Origin of the sequence: Flavonifractor sp. An4, assembly GCF_002161755.1 — a bacterium.
GTDB classification, from domain to species: domain Bacteria; phylum Bacillota; class Clostridia; order Oscillospirales; family Oscillospiraceae; genus Flavonifractor; species Flavonifractor avicola.
The window spans coordinates 1-21,502 of sequence record NZ_NFIL01000030.1 but is presented as its reverse complement, the minus strand read 5'-3'; the positions used below and the strand labels follow the sequence as shown (position 1 = coordinate 21,502).

Annotated in this window: 19 protein-coding genes, 1 tRNA gene and 4 pseudogenes; 13 read left to right on the top strand and 11 right to left on the bottom strand. The window is 48.4% G+C overall.

The window, feature by feature from the left end:
• Positions 1-15: 15 nt before the first annotated feature.
• Positions 16-1,842: a translational GTPase TypA gene (typA, locus tag B5F94_RS12265; RefSeq protein ID WP_087272531.1), complete on the bottom strand. Its 1,827-nt coding sequence runs from the start codon at positions 1,840-1,842 to the stop codon at positions 16-18.
• A 315-nt stretch (positions 1,843-2,157) separates the two neighbouring features.
• On the opposite strand from typA, the gene B5F94_RS12260 reads away from it, so the two are divergent.
• Positions 2,158-2,234, top strand: a tRNA-Arg gene (locus B5F94_RS12260).
• Between the two features lie 189 nt (positions 2,235-2,423).
• On the opposite strand, the gene B5F94_RS12255 is transcribed toward B5F94_RS12260, so the two are convergent.
• Entirely contained in the window at positions 2,424-3,050 is a 627-nt protein-coding gene (locus tag B5F94_RS12255) for a tyrosine-type recombinase/integrase (protein ID WP_343212824.1), read from the bottom strand.
• Positions 3,051-3,064: 14 nt separating this feature from the next.
• On the opposite strand from B5F94_RS12255, the pseudogene B5F94_RS12250 reads away from it, so the two are divergent.
• From B5F94_RS12250 to B5F94_RS12240, 3 genes and pseudogenes are all read left to right on the top strand, one after another.
• Positions 3,065-3,772 (top strand): annotated as a pseudogene (locus B5F94_RS12250) (ATP-binding cassette domain-containing protein); the annotation flags it as partial.
• 11 nt (positions 3,773-3,783) lie between these two features.
• Positions 3,784-4,155 carry a metal-dependent transcriptional regulator gene (locus B5F94_RS12245; RefSeq protein ID WP_073261259.1) on the top strand — a complete coding sequence of 124 codons (372 nt, stop codon included), beginning with the start codon at positions 3,784-3,786 and terminating at the stop codon, positions 4,153-4,155.
• Between the two features lie 444 nt (positions 4,156-4,599).
• Complete coding sequence (locus B5F94_RS12240) at positions 4,600-5,649, top strand: zinc ribbon domain-containing protein (RefSeq protein WP_087330487.1); 1,050 nt, start codon at positions 4,600-4,602, stop codon at positions 5,647-5,649.
• Positions 5,650-5,657: 8 nt separating this feature from the next.
• Here the strand turns inward: B5F94_RS12240 and B5F94_RS16955 are convergent.
• A pseudogene (locus B5F94_RS16955) lies at positions 5,658-5,753 on the bottom strand (XRE family transcriptional regulator); the annotation flags it as partial.
• 106 nt (positions 5,754-5,859) lie between these two features.
• On the opposite strand from B5F94_RS16955, the pseudogene B5F94_RS12230 reads away from it, so the two are divergent.
• The 9 genes and pseudogenes from B5F94_RS12230 to B5F94_RS12190 all read left to right on the top strand — a co-directional run.
• Positions 5,860-5,979, top strand: a pseudogene (locus tag B5F94_RS12230) (TnpV protein); the annotation flags it as partial.
• A 134-nt stretch (positions 5,980-6,113) separates the two neighbouring features.
• Complete coding sequence (locus tag B5F94_RS12225; RefSeq protein WP_087330482.1) at positions 6,114-6,503, top strand: BlaI/MecI/CopY family transcriptional regulator; 390 nt, start codon at positions 6,114-6,116, stop codon at positions 6,501-6,503.
• A complete protein-coding gene (locus tag B5F94_RS12220; protein WP_087330480.1) occupies positions 6,487-7,452 on the top strand; it encodes a M56 family metallopeptidase in 966 nt (321 codons plus the stop codon). The genes B5F94_RS12225 and B5F94_RS12220 overlap by 17 nt, the downstream gene beginning before the upstream one ends.
• Before the next feature lie 52 nt (positions 7,453-7,504).
• On the top strand, positions 7,505-8,383 hold the full coding sequence (locus B5F94_RS12215) for an ABC transporter ATP-binding protein (protein ID WP_158100291.1): 879 nt from the start codon (positions 7,505-7,507) through the stop codon (positions 8,381-8,383).
• Positions 8,376-9,137 (top strand): hypothetical protein, encoded by a 762-nt coding sequence (locus B5F94_RS12210; protein WP_087330475.1) that lies wholly within the window; start codon positions 8,376-8,378, stop codon positions 9,135-9,137. Before B5F94_RS12215 ends, B5F94_RS12210 begins: the two co-directional genes overlap by 8 nt.
• Entirely contained in the window at positions 9,134-9,769 is a 636-nt protein-coding gene (locus B5F94_RS12205; protein WP_087330473.1) for a hypothetical protein, read from the top strand. Before B5F94_RS12210 ends, B5F94_RS12205 begins: the two co-directional genes overlap by 4 nt.
• 467 nt (positions 9,770-10,236) lie before the next feature.
• Positions 10,237-10,740 (top strand): sigma-70 family RNA polymerase sigma factor, encoded by a 504-nt coding sequence (locus B5F94_RS12200; protein WP_087330471.1) that lies wholly within the window; start codon positions 10,237-10,239, stop codon positions 10,738-10,740.
• Positions 10,741-11,335: 595 nt separating this feature from the next.
• A complete protein-coding gene (locus B5F94_RS16950; protein ID WP_072849340.1) occupies positions 11,336-11,530 on the top strand; it encodes a helix-turn-helix domain-containing protein in 195 nt (64 codons plus the stop codon).
• Between the two features lie 115 nt (positions 11,531-11,645).
• Positions 11,646-12,950 carry a tyrosine-type recombinase/integrase gene (locus B5F94_RS12190; RefSeq protein ID WP_087330468.1) on the top strand — a complete coding sequence of 435 codons (1,305 nt, stop codon included), beginning with the start codon at positions 11,646-11,648 and terminating at the stop codon, positions 12,948-12,950.
• Between the two features lie 127 nt (positions 12,951-13,077).
• Here the strand turns inward: B5F94_RS12190 and B5F94_RS12185 are convergent, their stop codons facing one another.
• From B5F94_RS12185 to B5F94_RS16735, 8 genes and pseudogenes are all read right to left on the bottom strand, one after another.
• The gene (locus B5F94_RS12185) at positions 13,078-13,845 is read right to left on the bottom strand and encodes a class I SAM-dependent methyltransferase (RefSeq protein ID WP_002586626.1); all 768 of its coding nucleotides are present in this window, start codon (positions 13,843-13,845) and stop codon (positions 13,078-13,080) included.
• Positions 13,846-13,895: 50 nt separating this feature from the next.
• Positions 13,896-15,815, bottom strand: coding sequence for a tetracycline resistance ribosomal protection protein Tet(W) (tet(W), locus tag B5F94_RS12180; protein WP_002586627.1), 1,920 nt, complete (start codon positions 15,813-15,815; stop codon positions 13,896-13,898).
• 640 nt (positions 15,816-16,455) lie between these two features.
• Positions 16,456-16,596 (bottom strand): Maff2 family mobile element protein, encoded by a 141-nt coding sequence (locus B5F94_RS12170; protein ID WP_087330466.1) that lies wholly within the window; start codon positions 16,594-16,596, stop codon positions 16,456-16,458.
• 3 nt (positions 16,597-16,599) lie between these two features.
• Positions 16,600-16,881 (bottom strand): annotated as a pseudogene (locus B5F94_RS12165) (hypothetical protein); the annotation flags it as partial.
• A 215-nt stretch (positions 16,882-17,096) separates the two neighbouring features.
• Positions 17,097-18,284 (bottom strand): MFS transporter, encoded by a 1,188-nt coding sequence (locus tag B5F94_RS12160; RefSeq protein ID WP_087330464.1) that lies wholly within the window; start codon positions 18,282-18,284, stop codon positions 17,097-17,099.
• A 92-nt stretch (positions 18,285-18,376) separates the two neighbouring features.
• Complete coding sequence (locus B5F94_RS12155) at positions 18,377-19,072, bottom strand: helix-turn-helix domain-containing protein (RefSeq protein WP_242965671.1); 696 nt, start codon at positions 19,070-19,072, stop codon at positions 18,377-18,379.
• 513 nt (positions 19,073-19,585) lie between these two features.
• Complete coding sequence (locus B5F94_RS12150; RefSeq protein ID WP_087330462.1) at positions 19,586-21,238, bottom strand: recombinase family protein; 1,653 nt, start codon at positions 21,236-21,238, stop codon at positions 19,586-19,588.
• A gap of 72 nt (positions 21,239-21,310) precedes the next feature.
• Positions 21,311-21,478, bottom strand: coding sequence for a hypothetical protein (locus B5F94_RS16735; protein WP_009891878.1), 168 nt, complete (start codon positions 21,476-21,478; stop codon positions 21,311-21,313).
• Positions 21,479-21,502: the final 24 nt, after the last annotated feature.

Sequence of the window (21,502 nt, the reverse complement as noted above, 5' to 3'; positions counted from 1 at the left end):
GTGTTGTTCTTATGATCAGGCCTTTTTCTTGGAGGCCTCGCGCATCCGGGCCGCATGGTCCAGCAGGCGCTTACGCAGACGCAGGGACTGGGGGGTGACCTCCAGCAGCTCGTCGTCGGCCAGGAACTCCAGGCACTGCTCCAGAGACATCTGGCGGGGGGGAGTGAGGCGCAGGGCGTCGTCAGAGCCGGAGGCACGCATATTGGTCAGCTGCTTCTTCTTGCAGACGTTGACGCTGATGTCCTCCTGCTTGGGGGTCTCGCCCACCACCATGCCGGCATAGACGGGCACGCCGGCGCCGATGAAGAGCACGCCGCGCTCCTGGGCGTTGAACAGGCCGTAGGTCACGCTCTCGCCGGTCTCGAAGGACACCAGAGAGCCGGAGTTGCGGCGCTGGATCTCGCCCTTCATGGGGGCGTAGCACTCAAAGACGGAGGCCATGATGCCCTCGCCCTTGGTGTCGGTGAGGAACTCGTTGCGGTAGCCGAACAGGCCGCGGGAGGGCACCAGGAACTCGATCTTCATACGCTCGCCCACGGGGGTCATCTCCAGCAGGTCGCCCTTGCGGGAGCCGATCTTCTCGATGACGGCGCCCACGCTGTCGGAGGGCACGTCCACCACCAGGCGCTCGATGGGCTCGCACTTCTTGCCGTCGATCTCCTGGAAGAGCACGCGGGGGGGAGACACCTGGAACTCGTAGCCCTCACGGCGCATGGTCTCGATGAGGATGGACAGGCTCATCTCGCCGCGGCCGGCCACGTTGAAGGCGTCGGTGGAGTCGGTCTCGGTGACCCGCAGGGACACGTCCTTCATGGTCTCCCGGAACAGACGCTCACGCAGCTGGCGGGAGGTGACGAACTTGCCCTCCTTGCCGGCGAAGGGGGAGTCGTTGACGGAGAAGGTCATCTCGATGGTGGGGGCGGAGATCTTGACGAACTCGATGGGCTCCACCGCGTCGGGGGCGCAGATGGTGTCGCCGATGGTGATCTCGCCGATGCCGCTCATGGCGATGATGTTGCCGGCGTCGGCCTCGGTGACGGGCACCTTGCCCAGACCGTCAAACTGATACAGAGCGGTGGCCTTGGCCTTCTTGGGGACGGCGTCGGGGTCGTGGTAGTTGCACACCACGATCTCCTGGTTCTGCTTCACGGTGCCACGCTCAATGCGGCCGATGGCGATCCGGCCCACGAACTCGTTGTAGTCGATGGAGGACACCAGCATCTGGAAGGGAGCGTCCACATCGGCCTCGGGGGCGGGGATATAGTTGACGATGGTCTCGAACAGGGGCACCAGGTCGGTACCGGGCTGGTCGGGGGAGTAGGAGGCGGTGCCCTGACGGCCGGAGCAGAACAGGGTGGGGGACTCAAACTGCTCGTCGGTGGCGTTCAGGTCCAGCAGCAGCTCCAGCACCTCGTCCATGACCTCGTGGATGCGCTGGTCGGGGCGGTCGATCTTGTTGACCACCACGATGACCTTGTGGCCCAGCTCCAGGGCCTTGGACAGCACGAAGCGGGTCTGGGGCATGGGGCCCTCGGCGGCGTCCACCAGCAGGATGACGCCGTTGACCATCTTCAGGATACGCTCCACCTCGCCGCCGAAGTCGGCGTGGCCCGGGGTGTCCACGATGTTGATCTTCACGTCCTTGTAGTGGACGGCGGTGTTCTTGGCCAGGATGGTGATGCCGCGCTCACGCTCCAGGTCGTTGGAGTCCATGACGCGCTCCACCGTGGCCTGGTTCTCACGGTAGATGCCGCCCTGCTTGAGCATTTCGTCCACCAGGGTGGTCTTGCCATGGTCGACGTGGGCGATGATGGCTACGTTGCGTAATTTCTCGTTCTGCATATTCCTTCTCCTTCAGCGGTGGGGTGTCCATCCTCCGCCGCATAAGATCATAATCAGCTCGACTCTTAATTATACTGCATACCTTACGGGCCATGCAACAGCTTTCCGCAAAAAAACCAACAAAAACCCGCATCTTTCCCGCCCTCAGCGTTGACACCGCCCGGAAATTGGGTTACAATAATGCGGCATAGGCGGATTTTTGTTCCGCTGACAAAGTTAGATGCGCCTGTAGCTCAGCAGGATAGAGCGACCGCCTCCTAACAATCGAACCGTTCGAATCCCGGAGCCTTGTATAACTGAATAATTTCTGTATATGCCCCCGTACCTCACCAGGATAGAGGGTCCGCCTCCTAAGCGGAATGTAGTGAGTTCGAGTCTCGCCGGGGGTGCCAAAAATGACCGCTGTAAGCCGTTTTCTGATGGTTTACAGTGGTTTTTTGTTGCCGTTTCTCTTGAACGGCCTTGCCGCTCCGCCGGAACGATTTTATACATTTTCCGCTGTATCCCTGCTAATTGGCTTCGAACATTTTTTCCGGGTTTGCTAATGAAAATCGGGGATTTGCTAACACGATTTTTCCGAACTATTTTCCGGATGGGGCCGACGCCAGCAATGCGGCCAGTGTGTTGGCCAGTTCTGGTGACTTGCGGAGCTGTTCCACCAGGGCCTCCAGGTCCAGCGACACGCTCTCCGGCTCCTTCGGTCCCCTGGTTTTTGCCGGAGGGCGCACCGTCCGCAGGTCGGGATTGGCGCTGGCGTAGAAGGCGTCCTCAAACTTCTGGGCGTTCACCTTGCGGTCCTCGTCCAGAATGTGGGCATACACGCTGGTGATCATGTCGATCTGGGCGTGGCCCGTGTCGCCCTGGGTGGCCTTCAGGTCGCCGTGGTTGAGTTTCAGCTTGTAAGTGGTGCTGGAATGGCGGAGAGAGTGAAAGACCACTTTCGGGAGTCCAGCCTTCTCCCGCAGCTTTTCAAACTCCTTCAGGAGCACCCGGTCCTCACAGGGCCGCCCGTTGGGCAGCGCCACCACCAGGTCGTAGTCCTGATACTCGTCCCGGAGCATCTCTTTCAGCTCGTCCTGGGACTTCTTCCATTCCAGCAGAATGTAGGCCAGAGTCTTGGGCAGCCACACCTTGCGGATGCTGGAATCGGTCTTGGGCTTCTTCAGGATAATCCGGGTGCTGGTGTTGGCAAACAAGGGCGGGAACACATAGTAGACATCCCTATGACAGCCGGCTTGTTCTGCATGACCTGAACTTCAAAATTCCGCAGAATAGCACAACGGCCATCGTGGGGCCATCTGGCAGCGGAAAATCTACGCTGTGTAACCTGATTGCCCGCTTTTACGATGTGGGCAGCGGAACGATTACCCTTGGTGGAACGGATATTCGCAGATTTACCTGCGATAGTCTGCTCAAAAATATCAGCATGGTTTTTCAGAATGTCTATTTGTTCCGGGATACCATCAAGAATAACATTAAATTCGGCAGCCCGGACGCTACGGATGAGCAGATTGTCGCCGCCGCAAAAGCCGCCCGCTGTCATGACTTCATAATGGCTTTGCCAGACGGATATGACACGGTGATTGGTGAAGGGGGTTCTTCTCTTTCCGGCGGTGAAAAGCAAAGAATTTCTATCGCCAGGGCGATGCTCAAGGATGCTCCCATTGTTATCTTAGACGAGGCAACAGCAAGCATTGACCCTGAGAATGAGCATTTGATCCAAGAAGCTATTTCTGCCCTGACACATGGCAAGACCATTATTACGATTGCCCATCGCCTGGCTACGATTGAGAACGCCGACCAAATCCTTGTGATTGATGGCGGAACTGTGGCTCAGAGAGGTACGCATAAGGAACTGCTGAAACAGGAAGGTACTTACAAAAAGTTTATCCAAATCCGCGAACAAGCCGAGGGCTGGCGGATACAGTAAGGGAGGTCTTAATGAAACTTCATGCGTCCGGGGAAGACTACCTGGAAACCATTCTTGTTCTCCAAAAGAAACTCGGTATGGTGCGCTCCGTAGATGTGGCCCGGCACATGGAGGTGTCAAAGCCCAGCGTGTGCCATGCAGTGGCTACCTTGAGGGACGGCGGATTTCTCACAATGGACGAAGATCACTTTCTCCATCTGACCGATGTGGGCCGCGAGGTTGCCGAAAAAATCTATGAGCGCCATTGCTTTTTTACCGAGCAGCTTATCGCCGCAGGCGTTGACCCCAAAACTGCGGAGGCCGATGCCTGCCGGATTGAACACATTATCAGCGATGAGAGCTTTTCACGGCTGAAAGAGGCAGCCGCTCAAGAGCAAGAATAAACCGAATAAGACAAGCTATCCTGCCCCGCTAAACGGGGAAAGAAAAAAACCGTTGCGGGGCAGGTGGCTTTGTGCGCGCAATTTACATTTTCACCCCGGCGGCGGTTTTGAAATACATTTCAAGGCCGCCGTTCTCCATACCCTTATGAGGATGACGACCCTGTGCTGAATGTTACGGCGGCTTTAGGAGGGAGCCGCCGTGAAGCACAGAGGGTTTCGACATAATCCGGCAGGAATTTACCTGCCAAAAAAAGCCTGTCCCCGGCAACGGGGATTTATACCCAAGAAGATGAACTATACGATGTAAGACAGCATCAAAATACATCAGATAGCGTCTGGCTGGATTATATCCAGTCAGGCGTTTTTTGTCATATCCTGCGGTTCTCCGTAGGGTGCCGATCTCCACCGCCCCATTTCAATTCACCCGTCAACCCCGGAATTGAAATGGAGGACAACGGGAATATATGCAAAGACCAATCAGAGTTTGATGGAACGTATGGCTTAGCTGTCTATAATCGAACAGAACAAGAAAAGCTGGAAGATGAGGATAGCACCTTTATTGAGCCAAAGTTTGCACAGGTCCATACAGATAAACCCATTGATGAATGGATTGTGTCTATTGGAAAGCATGAGGGCTTTATTGCAGGAAAAGAATGGGTTGAGGTCCAAGAAATCTTAGATGCCATTGAGGATAAATATAACAGGCCCCATAGAGCGACCAACGCTCTATTATCCGGCCTACTGTATTGTCCGATATGCGGACATCGACTCAACGTATTTCCTGAGTCCAATCGCTGGACGAATGGACAACCTCGCTTCAAGTATGGGTGTCCAAACCAGAGGTATAAAAAGAGCTGTACTTTCAAACCTATTGATGGAAACAGAATGGACAGCTTTGTTCTTGAAAAGATGGCAACCGTAGCAGATGAAGCCAGTGGATATTACACTCAAATTCTGGACACGAAGATGGAGAGCCTAATTCGCTCTGACAGCAATGAACGCGACCTTGCTTCTGCAAAAACAAAAATGGAAAAGATACAGGCCGACATCGCTGCCCAGGTTCGCAACAAGAGAGAAGCTGATGAAAATATCCGCAGTTTCATTCAAGCGGACATATCGCAGCTCTCAGAAGAACTTTCTAAAACCAGGGACCTGATCGTTAGGCTTGAGGACGCAAAATCGTCTGAAAGTAAATCGGCTAAAGGGCTGGGTGAAATCAAAAAAATCATTTTCAGCTTTCCGGCTTTTATCGAGTCCAGTGCTTATGAAGAAAAATTGTCCTTGCTTAATACTGTGATTGAACGTATCATTATTTTAGATCACGGCAACGAGCAGATCTGTCACATTTTTGTGAAAGGGACACCAAAGGATAAGTACGACGATTTTTTTGTCGGAGGGTATCTGTCACCTGAGTTTTTGACAGATACCCGTAAACCCCAAATGTGTAATCGAGATAGGGATAGCAAAAGCGTATCGATGGCCCTCATAGCATGAAATATTCAGGCCAGCTCCCGGCGAGACAATTTCACAGCTTCACGCGCCTGCTGAACATCTGCTCCGAAGGTTTCAAATCCAGGGCAATCTTTCACATTCGGCATATCACATCACCCTATTACATTCTATTGTTCATAGGATGCGCTGGGAATGATATGATATGCACTTTAGCTTCATTTTATAATTCATTCTCAGAGAGAAATTACATAAGAGATGGCGGGCGTCACCGAGGAACTGAAAGCCCGTGACCCCATGCGCTGGGTGGGGCTGATGAACACGATGAAAGCGCAGGCGGAGGAAATTGTCCTGATAGAACTGATTTATCAATAGGTTTTAAGTGGGGCTGTTTTACAGCCCCTGCTTATTGTAAATTTTAAGAAAGCCCCCACCGCAATGATTGACACCATGTAGTTCCAATGCTATAATAGAATAAACTACACAGTATCAATCAAAGGAGGCGCCTTATGGAGCAGCAACTTTCTATTTCAGAGTCAGAGTGGCGAGTAATGAAGATTGTTTGGAGTAATTCTCCACAAACACTTCCCGAAATATTAGACAGGTTAAAAGAAACAGGTTGGAGCAAGACGACTATTCAAACATACCTTGCCCGTTTGGTAAAAAAAGGAGCATTGACTACAAAGCGTCAAGGAAAGGGATACTTATATTATCCAGCAGTATCGGAAAGTGATTGCCAGCTTGCGGAAAGCCGCAGTTTTCTAAGCCGCGTATATGATGGCTCCCTATCTAAGATGGTAATGGGATTTGTCAAAAGCGGTAATCTTTCGTCTGATGAATTGCATGAGCTAAAGAGTTTGATCGAGCAGCAGGAGAAAACAGATGCAGATACTCGGTAACATTTTCAATGCGATTATTTTTGTGTCTGCCATTGGCGGTATATTTTGTGTTTTATCTCTTTTTATCAATCATATCCTGCGTTGTACGCTGCCGCTATGGTTTCCACTTTGCGGTATGATCCTTTTTTGCGTTCCATTCCTTTCACCGGATGTATTTCTCATATCACCAGAAACACAGGAATGGTTAAATGGATTTTATATTGCCTGTTGGATATGGGTGTGTGGGTGTGGTATTCTTTTCGTCTATGATACGATACGCTCTATAATGGCAAAGCGAGCATTGAAGGGATATCAGATATGTAGCAATGAGCGTCTAAATTCTCTTTGTTTACAATGTGCGGAAATTGTCGGCTTAAAAAAAGTGCCTACATTATATTGGGGGACTTTGGATAACCCCATTTGCGTTACCGGCGCAATCTGCCCAGCAATTATTATGAGCAAAACAGTTATAGAGAAGCTGACCGATGTCGAATTATCCGCTGTTTTTATCCATGAGTTGACCCATATTAAGCGGAAACATATTCTTTTGGAGCATATCTATGATTATGTTTGCATATTAAACTGGCTCAACCCATTTGCGTGGATTGCTAAAGGAGATTTTTCACTACATTGTGAGACGGATTGCGATTGCAATGCCTTAAAATTTTCGCAAGGGAAAGTCACGGCAACAGAATATGCTGCGGCTATTATCCGGCTGCTGGAACTGTCTACGGTTCAAGCTACAAAACCCGGTAAAGGGATTGGCGCACTCAGTTTTGTGTTGGCAAAACGCAGAATTAAACGGATCACCACAAGAACATCAAAGATTAGGGACAGGATGATAACGGTTATACTGGCTGTTTCTCTGATACTTACGGTTGCTTTTTCCGTACAATTCAGCAGAGAACATTTCTATCCTTATCCGGCCTATAATACTGGTACAGAATATGGTGCGGGTTACAATGAGTAACCCGTATCATTAAAGTCTATAAATCTACAAATGTAGTTAAATGGAGGAGCGTATGAATACAAACATTGAGATTAGTCACATTACTAAAAAATACAAGAACGGCGTTACCGCCCTTGATGATGTCAGCTTTCGTGTTGGCAGCGGTGTTTTTGGCCTGTTGGGACACAATGGTGCTGGAAAAACTACGCTGATGAAGGCATTGGTTACGGTTTTAACCCCATCAGCAGGCACAATCCGCATTTGCGGTTTTGATACCGTGAAACAGGGAAATGAGGTCAGAGCAAGAGTTGGATATTTGCCACAGGAACTTGCCATGTACCCCTCTCTTTCTGTATTTGACTTTGTAAATTACATGGCAGAACTCAAAGGCATTCATAACAAAAAAGCTGTCAGCAACGTGTTGGAGCAGGTTGAAATGTTGGAATTTTCCAAACGCAAAATAGGTCAGCTTTCCGGCGGCATGAAACGGAGGGTTGGCATTGCGCAGGCGCTAATTGGCAATCCTCAAATTCTTGTTGTTGACGAACCGACAGCCGGTCTTGATCCAGAAGAACGGGTGAGGTTCCGTGGCCTATTGTCAAGATATGCAAGAGAGGGCCGCACCGTTTTGCTTTCTACACATATTGTCGAAGATATTCACCAGCTTTGTGAAGAACTTGCTGTTCTGCGGAAAGGGCATCTATTTTATGCAGGTACATCTGCCGCCCTATTAGAACGGGTAAAGGATAGGGTGAAAATCTTACATTTAGAAAATGAAAACCAGCTTATCGAACTTCAAAAGAAATCCGTAGTGTTATCGACGACATACGAGAGCCAAGGATTGACTGCGCGAATTATGGACGAAAGCGGACTATTCTTACAGGCCACACCTGTCACGGCGACTTTGGAAGATGCTTATGTGTATTGTATGGGAGGGAAAGCCCATGCGTAAAATGTTTTCTGTTCTCCATTATGAATATAAAATGCAGTTCAAGCGTCTGGTTACATGGGGTGTACTTCTTGTAGCGACGGCACTTTCTTTACTTGACAATTTCCCCTCTGCTGGGAATTTAGCTCGGTTGGAGTTTTTGAATGAGCCAGCATACTTTGTTTATCGGATTGTGAGCCTCGACAGCCTTGTTTTATTGTTCGGTCTGATGTTCTTATTGGCAGGACGTATTCCGATAGATACTAAGACAGGAATGAAATCTTTGCTGATGTCATCGGCCTTACGAAAATGGCAATATGTGTTGGGAAAGCTGTTGGGCGGATTTCTATATGTTTTCTCCATGCAGTGTATTTTTCTTTTGCTTAACACGATGATCTATTTTATTGCTGCTCCGTTTGAAATTTCCCTGATTGAATGTATTGTCCCGTTGGTAAAAGCAATCTTTGTTTCTTTAGTTCCAGTGATCTTATTTGTCAGCTTTTGCTCGATTGCCTTGCCGGGGATGATTGACATTCGCTTATTCTATATTCTGGCTGCAATATTGTTTGGGTTTAATGCCACCTATGTAGGCTCGGCAGAGGCAATGCCGTTTTACTTGATTACTTCCGGCGATTTAGTCCGTTTGATATGGGTGCATCCGAGATGGCCGTTTGTTGATATGGGAAGCGTTATTGCAAATGGATTTTTCCTTGTAGGAAGCGGTCTTGTGTGTGGTAGCCTGCTGTTTTTGAAACACAAGTTTTGGAGGTCAGAATGATAGCGCAAATTGAAAGCGAAGTAAAAATTTTCGGGATAAATTTCTTTATTGTATCAGCGGCCTTTACGGTTGCGATGATTGTTCTTTCTATCATAGCCGGAGATCTGCTTGATTTTTACCCGGTCAGCTTTGAAGTGGTATTCCCGTTTTTTGTGACAATCGTTGTTGGTGAATGGGGAAAGACAAGAGCAGACAGTAATTTTGATATTATTGCCGCACAAAGTAAATCTCTTTTCAAATGGGTATTGTTACGTTACATAATCGCTTTCGCAATATCCAGCTTATTCGCGGTTTTTAGCATGGCAGGCGCGTCAGTTGTGCGATACGAAATGCCAATATGGGAATTGATTGTGCTGTATTTCCCACCAACATTCTTTTTATCATCGCTGTGTGCCTTGTTAGGGATTATATGTAGGCAAGAACATATAGCAACATTAGTCTGTGGGATTATATGGCTGATAATCTTATTGACGCGAAGCCTATTAAGATTTCCGGGGTTAGAATATGTCTATTTGTTTATCCGATTTGCCGGAGATCAAAATAATATTTGGCTATGGAACAAAGGAATTATTACTTTGTCAGGTCTATTTTTATGGTGTGTTATTTACTGGAAATGCAAAAGGATTGATTGAGGTGTAAGCAAAATAAATATGTATTTAATCTGCCCCGACAGACGGGAAAAGAAAAAAACCGTTGCGGGGCAGGTGGCTTTGTGCGCGCAATTTACATTTTCACCCGGCGGCGGTTTTGAAACACATTTCAAGGCCGCCGTTCTCCATGCCCTTATGGGGGATGACGACCCTGTGCTGAATGATACGGCGGCTTTAGGAGGGAGCCGCCGTGAAGCACAGAGGGTTTCGACATAATCCGGCAGGAATTGACCTGCCAAAAAAAGCCCGTCCCCGGCAACGGGGATTTATACCCAAGAAGATGAACTATACAATGTAAGGCAGCATCAAAATACACCAGATAGCGTCTGGCTGGATTATATCCAGTCAGGCGTTTTTTGTCATATCCTGCGGTTCTCCGTAGGGTGCCGATCTCCACCGCCCCCATTTCAATTCACCTGTTAACCCCTGAATTGAAATGGAGGACAAGTATGTTTGATAAGAAAAGCGAATACGCCCTGAACAAACACGATCAGGACAGCATTATATACATAAGCGTTAGCGGCCGCATCCGGCTCACCCGCGCGGACTTTTCCAGTGAGGAAGAATTTCTGAAATGGAAAGCCTGGTCTGATGCAGACTACCACCAGACAGAAAAGGAAGGCCGGAGCTTCAACGATAATCGGGTGGCTCTGGATGATTACCTGGATGTGGTCGGAGCGGTTCAGTCTGCCGAGGATGAATTTTTCTCCGAGCTTCTGAAGGCGGATGTCCAGGCAGAGGAAAAGGCTTTGCGGGAGAAACGTCTGGCTGCATTGAAAGCCATTCTGAACGCAAAGCAGTATCGCCGGATCTGGATGTACTATGCTGAAAGGAAGTCTGTCACCGAGATTGCCAGGCTTGAAGGAGTGACGAAGGCCAGCGTCTCCCTCTCACTTGCCAGGGCAATCAAAAAAATTTCAAAAAAGTTCGCGGCGGGCCTCAAAAATAGCTAACAAACGGCCTTAAAAAATGTGATAGGTGAAGGACACATTTTCCTCACCCTTCACAGAACCATGACAACTGAATATACGGTATTGCAGGTACAAAACCCGCGTGATGAGCGACATAAGGTGCGCCGCCAGGACGATAGCTTCAAGGAGGTGATGGGACAAGCTATCCGAGCGATCAACGCATACCTTAGACCCGGACAGGCACTCCGGGCGCGATGACAGCGCGGGGGTTAAAGATACTTTCTCACGACCTCCCACAGACTTGAGGGGGAACCCTGCGGCACACGCTTTGAACGATGCCGCGGAGTTATGACAGCCCTGCCAGGGGCGGCCTGTAATATCCCCACCGCTGGGGATGCGTGGCAAATACAGCGGGCTTGAAGTTACTGAAAAGTCAAGGCAGCCGCGTCGAAATGCGCCGTATGTTACAACGGCTCCAACCAGATCGGCGCGGCTGCTTTTTTGTTCTCGAAGGAGGCGAACAATTATGACTTCAAATTCGCCTGTTTGTTATGCGAATATTCCGTCCGGGACTTCCGGGCGTACTCATACAGAAAGATACTCCGCTGTTCAGCCTGCGGGCGTTGGTAAGATCGGCATGACGATTGAAGAAGCTGCCGACTATACCGGTATTGGACGCAACACCCTCCGCCGTCTTGTGGATTGGGGGAAAATCCCGGTCCTGCGGATTGGGCGTAAGTCCATAGTCCGTGTGGATGTGATTTGCTGCTTCATGCAGATCAACGAGGGCCGCGACCTTCTGGACCGCAATCAGGTTCTTGCAGTGAAGTAAATATTGAAACCTTGAAATTTAGCAAGCGGTATGTTTGATAGATTGGCCACCCTTTGCTATAATCAGGGTGACACATCACTACGGTTCCGTTTGCCAGCATAGAAAGGAGTTTGCTATGGCAAAAGGATCTGTAAGAAAGAAAGGAAAGAAGTGGTACTATCGCTTTTATGTAGAAGATGCCAGCGGCAACCGTGTCCAGAAAGAATTTCCGGGAACGGAAAGCAAGAGTGAAACCGAGTCTCTGCTCCGCAAGGCGATGGAGGACTATGAAACCAAGATGTTTCTGGCGCAGGCCAAGAACATCACTTTGGGGGATATGCTGGATATGTGGGTGGAGGAAGAACTGAAACCCGGCTCGTTGAGTGATGGGACGGTGACAGCCTACATCAACACTGTTTCCCGCATCAAGAAGCACCCCATTGGTAAGCGCAAGCTCAAGACGGTAACTTCCGACCATCTGCAAAGCTATATGGATTTATTGAGCTTCGGAGGGACAAGTCCCGATGGAAAAACCGTTGAGGCTTTGAGCAAAGGCTCGCTGGGCCAGTATTCGGCAGTGCTTCAAAACTCCTTCCGGTTTGCGGTTTTCCCCAAAAGGCTGATTACTTTCAATCCGATGCAGTATGTGGTGAAACGGGTCAAAGACGATGAATATGAGCTGTTCACCGAGGATGGCACAGGCGACCTTCCCATTGAAACGCCGACAATCTCCCATGAGCAGTATTTGGCGCTGAATGAGCTTTTGAAGAAAAAGCACAATCCCGCGTTACTGCCTATCCAGATCGCCTATTACGCCGGGCTTCGTATCGGCGAGGTGTGCGGGCTGACTTGGCAGGACATCGACCTGAAGGAACAGTGCCTTACCATCCGCCGGAGTATGCGGTATGACTCCGTAAGGAAGAAAACGCAGATCGGCCCCACCAAGCGCAAAAAAATCCGTACAGTGGATTTCTGCGACACCCTGGCGGCCATCCTGCGGGAAGCCAAAAAGGAGCAAATGCTGAACAGCATCAAATACGGGCCGTTGTACTCCCAAAACTACTATCGCATCATCAAGGAAAAGAACCGCACCTACTACGAGGTCTATTCCTTGCCCCGGACAGAGACACCGCCGGAAGATTACACCCAGGTTTCCTTTGTTTGCCTGCGGCCCGATGGAGCTTATGAAGCCCCTGCAACGGTCAGCAGCGTATGCCGATACTCCCGAAAGAAGATCGGGGATATGGATGATTTTCACTTCCATCTGTTGAGGCATACATATACGACCAACCTTCTCTCCCACGGGGCGGCACCCAAGGATGTGCAGGAGCTGCTGGGACATTCTGATGTAAGTACCACGATGAACATTTACGCCCACGCCACCAGAGAGGCCAAGCGAACTTCCGCAAGGCTACTGGATAAGGTTATAGGGACGGCCTGAAAAAAGTTTCCCTCATTTCTTCTCGTAAGGGAAAAAATGAGGGAAAAGGGCCAAACCGAGGTGACGAAAACGCTGAAAACACCAGTGTTTTCAAGGGGTATAGAAATTTTAACTGAGAAATATAAATTTATTTTAAGCTATCACGTTTTACCTTCTTAAGCCTTACTATCATTACCATAGGAATTTCTTTGTTGGTTTTAAAACATTCTTCATAAAATCCATCAATGACAAATCCAGCTCTAAAACAAAGGTTAAAAATATCTTGTATGGAACGATGATAATAAATCTGCTCTTTCGGTTGCCCTTCAATCGCTATATCATAGTAACTGTGCGGTGTCATATATTTTTCAGTCAACGTGACAAAACAAGGGTGTTGCGTTGCAAAGACAAAAATTCCGCTTTCCTGCAACAGTTCATAAACAGCCATAAGAAGTGGTTCAATATCCGTAATATCCATAATTGCCATATTAGAAACTGCTTTCGTAAAGGCTCGATTTCTTTTTAATTCTAATATACTTTTTCTATCGGTCGCATCCGCCACACAAAATTCAATTTGTTTTGCATATTGTGATTGCCGTCTTTTAGCCAATTCTATCATTTTTTTGCTGTAATCAAAAGCGACAACCGAAGCGCCTCTTTGTGCAAGATACGAAGAATAATTTCCATTGCCACACGCAATATCCAAAATGTAATCCGCAGGATTAGGAGATAGAAGTTCCGTTACTTTGGGACGCACTACCTCTCTGTGAAATTCATTAGATTCGTCACCCATTGCATTATCCCAAAATTGTGCGTTCTCCTCCCAGATTTTTTTACTTTCCTCTGTTCCCATGTTCTCTCCCACTCCCCAAATTTGCTTTTTTGCTTCCATTAAATCTTCCTTACTATATTCCATTGTTACCCTCCATAACTTCTGATTGTTGCCGTCTTGACGATTATGTATCTTTACATTACCTTCTGAAACATATGGCGCACCTTGTCCAGGCGGCTGTTTGGACGGCGGGGCTGGATGACCGGCTGACCGACAGCGGCCTGATATCCTTTCAGCTCTGTAAGGCATACGCTCCGCCCGTTGGTGTAAAAGGCCAGATCAGTACGGTATGCCTGTATACAGCGGGCGGGAATCTCGCCAGTAAAGACAACTTCATCCTTTTTTACCTGGGCCGTTTCGATGGTGGCACAGTATTTCGGTGCATCATGATAAGCCCTGGAAAGGTATTCCTGGGGCGCATAGAGGATGAAGGAGAGATAAGGTTCCAGCAGCTGCGTCCCCGATTCCTTCAATGCCTGTTCCAATACAATCGGGGCCAATGAGCGGAAGTCCGCCGGCGTGCTGACCGGACTGTAATAAAGCCCGTATTCAAAGCAAATCTTACAGTCCGTTACGTTCCAGCCGAACAAGCCCTGCTCCAGCCCGTAACGGATACCATCCCTGACAGCGTTTTGAAAACTCTGGTTCAAGTATCCCAGCGAAACCCGGCTCTCGTATTGTACACCGGAGCCAAGCGAGAGTGGTGTAACAGACAGTCCTATGGATGCCCAAAACGGGTTGGGCGGCACCTCGATATGGATGGTGTGGCTGGCTGCTTTGAGCGGCCGCTCCATATAAATGACGGAGGGTTCCTTTACCACTGTTTCAAGCTTGTATTTTTCCGACAGCAAAGCGGAAACAACCTCCAACTGCACCCGGCCCAAAAAAGAAAGAATGATCTCATGGGTGATGGAATCCACTTCGCAACGCAAAAGCGGGTCAGTATCCGCAAGTTGCGTAAGAGCGTCCAGCAGCCGTTCTCTTTGCGCTGCCGTTTTCGGCGCAATCGTCGTCCGCAGCATGGGGAGGGGGTCCTCGCGCCACCTTTTACGAGGGAGCCGGGTTTGGTCCCCTAATACATCGTTTAACCTCACGCTGTCGCTGGGAAGGATAACAATTTCACCCTGATAAGCGGTGTCTGTCCGAACAATTTCCCCTTTGGATGGAATACGCATCTCTGTGATTTTCAGCTTTTCTCTCCCGGCCAGGGCCACCGTATCCCGCAGGCGCAGCGTTCCGCTGTATAACCGTAGATAGACACGCCGCTGGCCGCAATCGGTGTACTCAACCTTGAAAACGCTGCCGCATAGGGCGGCGCCCCCCTGTTCCCCAATCGGTTGGAACAGCCCTGTCACCGCATCCATCAACGGTTGAATGCCAAGGCCATTTTTGGCGCTGCCATGATAGACTGGGAACAGGGAGGCGTCTTGAACCCGCTGCTGTTCCTCCCGCGCAAGTTTTTCCCGGCTGATTGGTTCTCCTGCGATATACTTTTCCAATAATTCATCGTTATTTTCGATGACCGCATCCCATGCTTCTATGTCGGTATTTTCCTCCAGGACTATTTCCGGGGACAGCGACACCGTCTGCTTGATGATAATATCGGCGGAGAGCTTATCCCGAACAGACTGAACCACGCTCTGCAAATCAACGCCAGCCTGGTCGATCTTGTTGATAAAGATAACGGTGGGAATGTTCATTTTCCGCAGGGCATGGAACAGAATACGGGTCTGGGCCTGCACGCCATCTTTAGCGGAGATCACCAAGATGGCCCCATCTAAAACAGCCAAAGAGCGGTACACCTCCGCCAAAAAATCCATGTGGCCGGGCGTATCCACAATGTTAACTTTACATCTGTGCCACTGGAAGGAAGTGACTGCCGCTTGAATGGTAATCCCACGCTGCCGCTCCAAAAACATGGTGTCCGTCCTCGTTGTCCCTTTTTCGACGCTCCCCGGTTCTGAAATGGCTCCGCTGGCATATAGCAGGCTCTCCGTCAAGGTCGTCTTTCCAGCGTCTACATGGGCAAGAATTCCAATATTGATTATTTTCATGTGATTGTCCTCCCTTTACAGCCCCAAAGGGCATAAAAATCCCCAGCAGTAAAATACTTTTACCACTGGGGATTATAAGTTGCGGACATACACATATACAGCATACACCTGTTTGTGATTGCTGTTTTTGGGGATATGTCAAAATTGATAAGGCAAAAGTATTCTTAAATTGGGTACAAAAAACTAAGCCCCTACAAAAGGAGCTATCATAATCCTTTGTTCCCACTATTTGATTATAGTTTTATTTAAGAATACCTTGCCGCATATTTTTTACTCCTTTTCTGGATTAAATCATTGTATCACATCAGTTTTAGGAAAGCAAGTACCTAAAAGAAATTTTTCTTCCCCTTATATGTAACAATCATACCGGCTTCCTAGCGTTCAGAATGTTTTCTGCTGTCTGCTGTGGTGTTTGGTTGGAATTGTCCAACCAAAAGCCGATCCGTGGTGTTGTCTGCATTTTACTAAATACAAATTCAATGTATACAGAAAGATATAAGGAGTGGGAGGGATTCCGCCGTAGTTGGCATTGTAGGAAAATCCAAAAGTTTAGATTTTCCCACAATGCTTATCTTTTGGTCTTTGGTTCGGAATAGTGTAGTGCTGGCGGTCTATCTCTTGTTTTCGGTTGCTTGCTTCCTTACCGTACATGAGCATTGGAGGCGGGGTTGTCCTGGCCGTAACCTTCCAGAAGGTTGATGCCGCCCCACACGCACAGGCCGCCGCCCAGCGCGATAACCAGAGTCTGCAAAACCTCAATCGACTTTGCGAAGAAATCCATTGATCAATGCTCCTTTCGTTCGTTTGAATTGTTGGGTTGAAGGTCGGTTGCTTTCAATTCGTACAGATCGAAAGGCTCGTCCGGCTTCACGATGGCCGGTCTGCGTTTCATGTACCGTTCAATATCAAAGGTGTTTTTCTTGTCGGCGTCGGCAAGGTACTTGTAGCGGGGATGCTTCGTTATATCAAACTTGTTACTGAAAAACGGCCGCACCCCTCGAAGCTGCAAGATACACTTGCCTCCGTCCATCACCGCGATCTCGTCCTGGGTCATCAGCTCTTTGCCACAATGTCAAGTGATGAATTCAAAAATGGCAAAAAAATACTCCCTTTCCATTTGAAAAGGGAGTTGAATAGAGAATTAAAAGCCTTATAGAGCATAACTTCATCCGCCGCCGGCATCGGTAAACCTGCCGACCCTATATTACTAAAATGATTTACCAAGAACGAAGCTCAATTAAAGTGCTGAAGCGCAACGGAAAGCTGCGATTTAATCTCTCTTTATTTTTTCAGGCGTATATACTTTAGTAAGCAGAGCGAAACAATTAAGATAACTGGGAAAACGCATGCCGCAAGCATTCCGGCTTTCATGTTGTCGCCTGCGTTTTGTGTAATAACACCTATGGCGGCAGGGCCAATTGACGCGCCCAAATCACCCGCCATAGCAAGAAATGCAAATAGCCCGGTTCCACCAAGCGGAATTTTACTTGATGCAATACTGATAGAGCCGGGCCACATAATTCCAACAGAAAATCCGCAGACAATACAGCCAATTAGTCCCAAAACAGGATTGGCAGAAACGGCGGCAAGCAAATAGCAAACCAGGCACAGAATGCCTGACCCCATCATAAAATTTACCAAATTCATTTTGTGTCCGTACTTTCCGTAAATGGTACGGCTGAGTCCCATTGACACGGCAAACATACATGGCCCAACGATATCCCCGATGGTTTTAGAAAATCCTAATGCGGATTCCGCATAAGCCGATGCCCATTGTGCCATAGAGGCCTCGCTGGCACCTGCTCCAATCATCAGCAAGAGGAAAACCCAAAAGAGTGGGATGCTGAGCAGTTTTTTTGCAGACAATCCTTGTCCTTCCTGTGTCAAGCGTTCAATGGGGCAGGTCATAAAATTATAGATGTTGAACAACGGAAGTAGCGCCCATAGACAGGCCAGAATCCACCAATATTCTATTCCAAAAATGGCAAAGAAAAGCGTTGAAAGGGAAATGACCCCAACCGCGCCCCAGCAATAGAAGGAATGGAGTAAACTCATCACGCTGTCTTTATGCTCAAATGGACAAGCCTCAACGATAGGGCTTACCAACACTTCTATCATTCCGCTGCCCATTGCATAAACGATCACGCTAATCAATATTCCGGCAAATGGATTTGACAGCAGGTTTGGTAAGGTTGCCAAACCAACCAGTCCCACTCCCGCCAGAAATTGAGAAATCACAACACTTTTTCGATATCCTATGCGATCCACAATTGTCGCACAAAGTGTATCTACAACTATTTGTGTAACGTAAAATACGGTAGAAATTAAAGCGATTTCCCCAAGAGGGATATTATATTCGTTATGGAATCGTAAAAACAACAACGGCGTAAAATTCGCCACAATTGCCTGTGTGATGAAGCCGATGTAACAAGTTATCAATGTCTTTTTATAGTTCTTTTTTTCTGCCATGTTATCTCTAACAGACCTCTCTTCCGTAGTTTTCGGGTATTATATCACCAAAAAACAGGAATTTAAAGCCTTATTATCACCATAAGCAGGTACTATTTACCCAACTTTCGCAGTTCATGAGGAGTGTGGCCATATTTCTTTTTGAACTGACGATTGAAATAGCGAACAGAATGAAATCCACAGGCGCAGCTTATTTTCTCCAGCGTCAAGGATTTATCGCCAAGTAACTCATGGGCGATTTGCAGACGATACTGGATTAAAGCATCAACAGGAGAGCACTCCATATAAGTTTTGAAGCACCGCCCCGCCTCACTACGACTGATATTAGCCGCATTTGCAATGTCCTCCAGTGTTATTGCATTGGAGTAATTATCATAAATGTATGAAAGCATCTTCTGGATTCGTATTTGTGCGGTGATTTGTATGCGTGGAACCTCTGTCTTTGGTAAGCACTCAAAATTGCGAAATAAATATTCAAATATTTTACTTAGATTACGCTGAACCGCCATCTCAAAACAGTTTTCTTGTCTACGCAATCGGGAATAAATGTCTTTTAGCCAGTTGTTTACCTCGTCCTGATTGAGATCGTTATGTCTAAACACTACAAAGGGCATCTGATCACACAGTGCGATTGGCTTGATATATTTTTGAAAAATGATGCTGTTTTCCGGTGCGATTGCGCTGCCAGAAAAGACGATATTAGGCATTGGTTCCGTTTGGCTTCCATCCAACTGCTTAACACCATGCAACACATTTCTGTTGATAAATATACTGTCTCCTGGCTCCAATAGGATGCGCTGCTGTCCAACCTGATATTCTAAAATGGAAAATTCCGCTGAAGTGAAGCCAATTCGAAGTCTGGGTGCCAATGTAAAGGGCCAGTGAACTGTGGTAGCTCAGCCAGTTCATCTTGAAAATATGTGATTGGAAATGTTGTGTGTTTACGGAATATTTGCTCTCGCAATTGGTGATCAAGCCGCATGGCCATTGCTTTTTTCCTCCCTGCAAATTTTTTTATTTATCCGCCGTTCTTTTAGGCGCAAACTGGACGGTACAGGTATTTATGATATTATAATCTGCTAATCGAAAATCAGCAATATTCCTAACTTCGTCAATTTAGTTTCTATTGAAGTCTGCGGAATCGCCATGTGTTCATGTTGTTACATCTATATATCTAATCTGATATTTTTCTACAGTTTTCGGAATTGTGTGTTACTTTTTCCGTTCTCGCCAAGATTTTTAAGTATGATGTATTTACAAAAATAGCCCTCCCCTGCATGAAGGGGAGAGCTTTGCCGTTCTTATGCTGCAATCTCCGGGATTTCCCCGACAAAGTTATAAACGATCCTGACTTCCTGTACCTTCTGGCCGTCCACCTTTTTGACCTCGCCAATCAGGATTTTGCTGATAAGCCGGTTCAATACGGACTCGTCCAGTTCCTCAATGGCAGCATAGCGCCGGATTTCCTTGATAAAGGTTCGGACTTCGCTTTCCTGTGTGTCCGCCCGGCTCTGCATCACTGCCAGATCATGCAGGCGCTTCTGGTTGGCTTCCTGCTCCTGTTCCAGTGCCGCCGTCAGCTTCATAAATCGCTGTTCGGTCAGGACGCCTTTGGCCTTATCGGTGTACAGGCTTAAAAACATTCCGTCAATTTCCTGATTCCGGGCTTCCAGCCGTTTCCGCTCTTTCTCGGTCTGAGAAGCGTCCACCAGATACCGGCGCTCCATCCGGCTGCTGAGCCGTTGGTAAAACATATCCGCATCTTTCATGGCCTGCTCCGCCAATTCCTGTATATCCTTCAGCACCAGATTGTACAAATCCCTTGCCTCAATCTTGTGGCTGGTACAGGCGTTCTTGCCCAGCCGGTTGTAGGTCTGGCAGATATAGTATGCCCTGTCAATCGGCTCCCGCATCTCGCCGGTGAAACGGTTCTTCCCGGTTCTGCCGACCTTTTCATACCGCACCTGCATGGACTTCCCGCAGGTGGCACAATAGACAAGCCCGTGGAACAAGTTATAGAAGGGGCAGGCGTTGCCTTTCATAATTGTGGGCCTGCGGTCAATGATGTCCTGCACCTGTTCCCATTCCTCCGGCGTCACAATCGCCTCATGACAGCCCTCAATGACCTCCCATTCCTCACGGGGGATAATGTCATAAGTGTTGGAGCGGATGCCTTTCTGATGTGTCCGGCAGACAAGATGTGCGCCCTTATAAAAGGGATTCCGCAGGATATGGCTGATCCTTGCGCTTCCCCATGAATAGTAGTTCACGTCACATTCTGTATTGCTCTTTACTCTGGTGATGGGGATTTTATCCTCCATGAGCTGCTTTGCGATCCGCATACAGCCCCAGCCGTCCAGTGCCATATCATAGATTTTTCGGATCACCGGCGCAGTCTCCGGGTCAAGGATCAGATGCCCTTTGTCCTCCGGGTCACGCATCAGGCCAAGAGGCGGCTGCCCGCCGCAGAACTTTCCCTGTCGGGAACGGGTCATGCGTCCCGCCAGCACCTTTTTGGAAATATCCCGGCTGTACATATCGTTCAGGATATTCTTAAAGGGCGTGATGTCCATTTCCTGACGGGTCAGGCTGTCCACACCGTCCGTGACGGCGATATAGCGCACATTGTGTTTGGGGAAAAAGATTTCGATATAGCTTCCAGCTTCGATATAATTCCTACCAAGCCTCGATAGGTCTTTCGTGATGACGCAGCCGATTTTCCCCGCCTCAATGTCAGCGATCATGCGCTGGAACGAGGGACGATTGAAATTGCGGCCCGTATAGCCGTCATCCACATAATACTCATACTGGAACATCCCATGCTTTTCTGCGAAGTCCCGGAGCATGAGTTTCTGGTTGCTGATGCTCATACTCTCATTGTCGCCGCCGTCATCCAGAGAGATACGGCAGTAGAGAGCGGTGATTTTCTCATAGACTTGTTTTTTCCTGCTCATAGCGTTCTCCTTCTATGAACAGGGACACGATACCATTATAGTACCATGTCCCCGTCCCTGAATCAACCGTTTTTACGCAGCTTTTTCTGCCATTTCCCGCTGATGCCGCCATTCCTCGAAGTGTTCGCAGGTCTGGCGCTCAATGAGCTGCTCAAAGGCTTCCCGCATGGATTTCTCCCCGGAGAACTCCCGCACCACCACAAAACGGACTTTATTCTTCTGATTTTTGCTTTTTTCCATAGGCTACCTCCATAGAGAGACAGG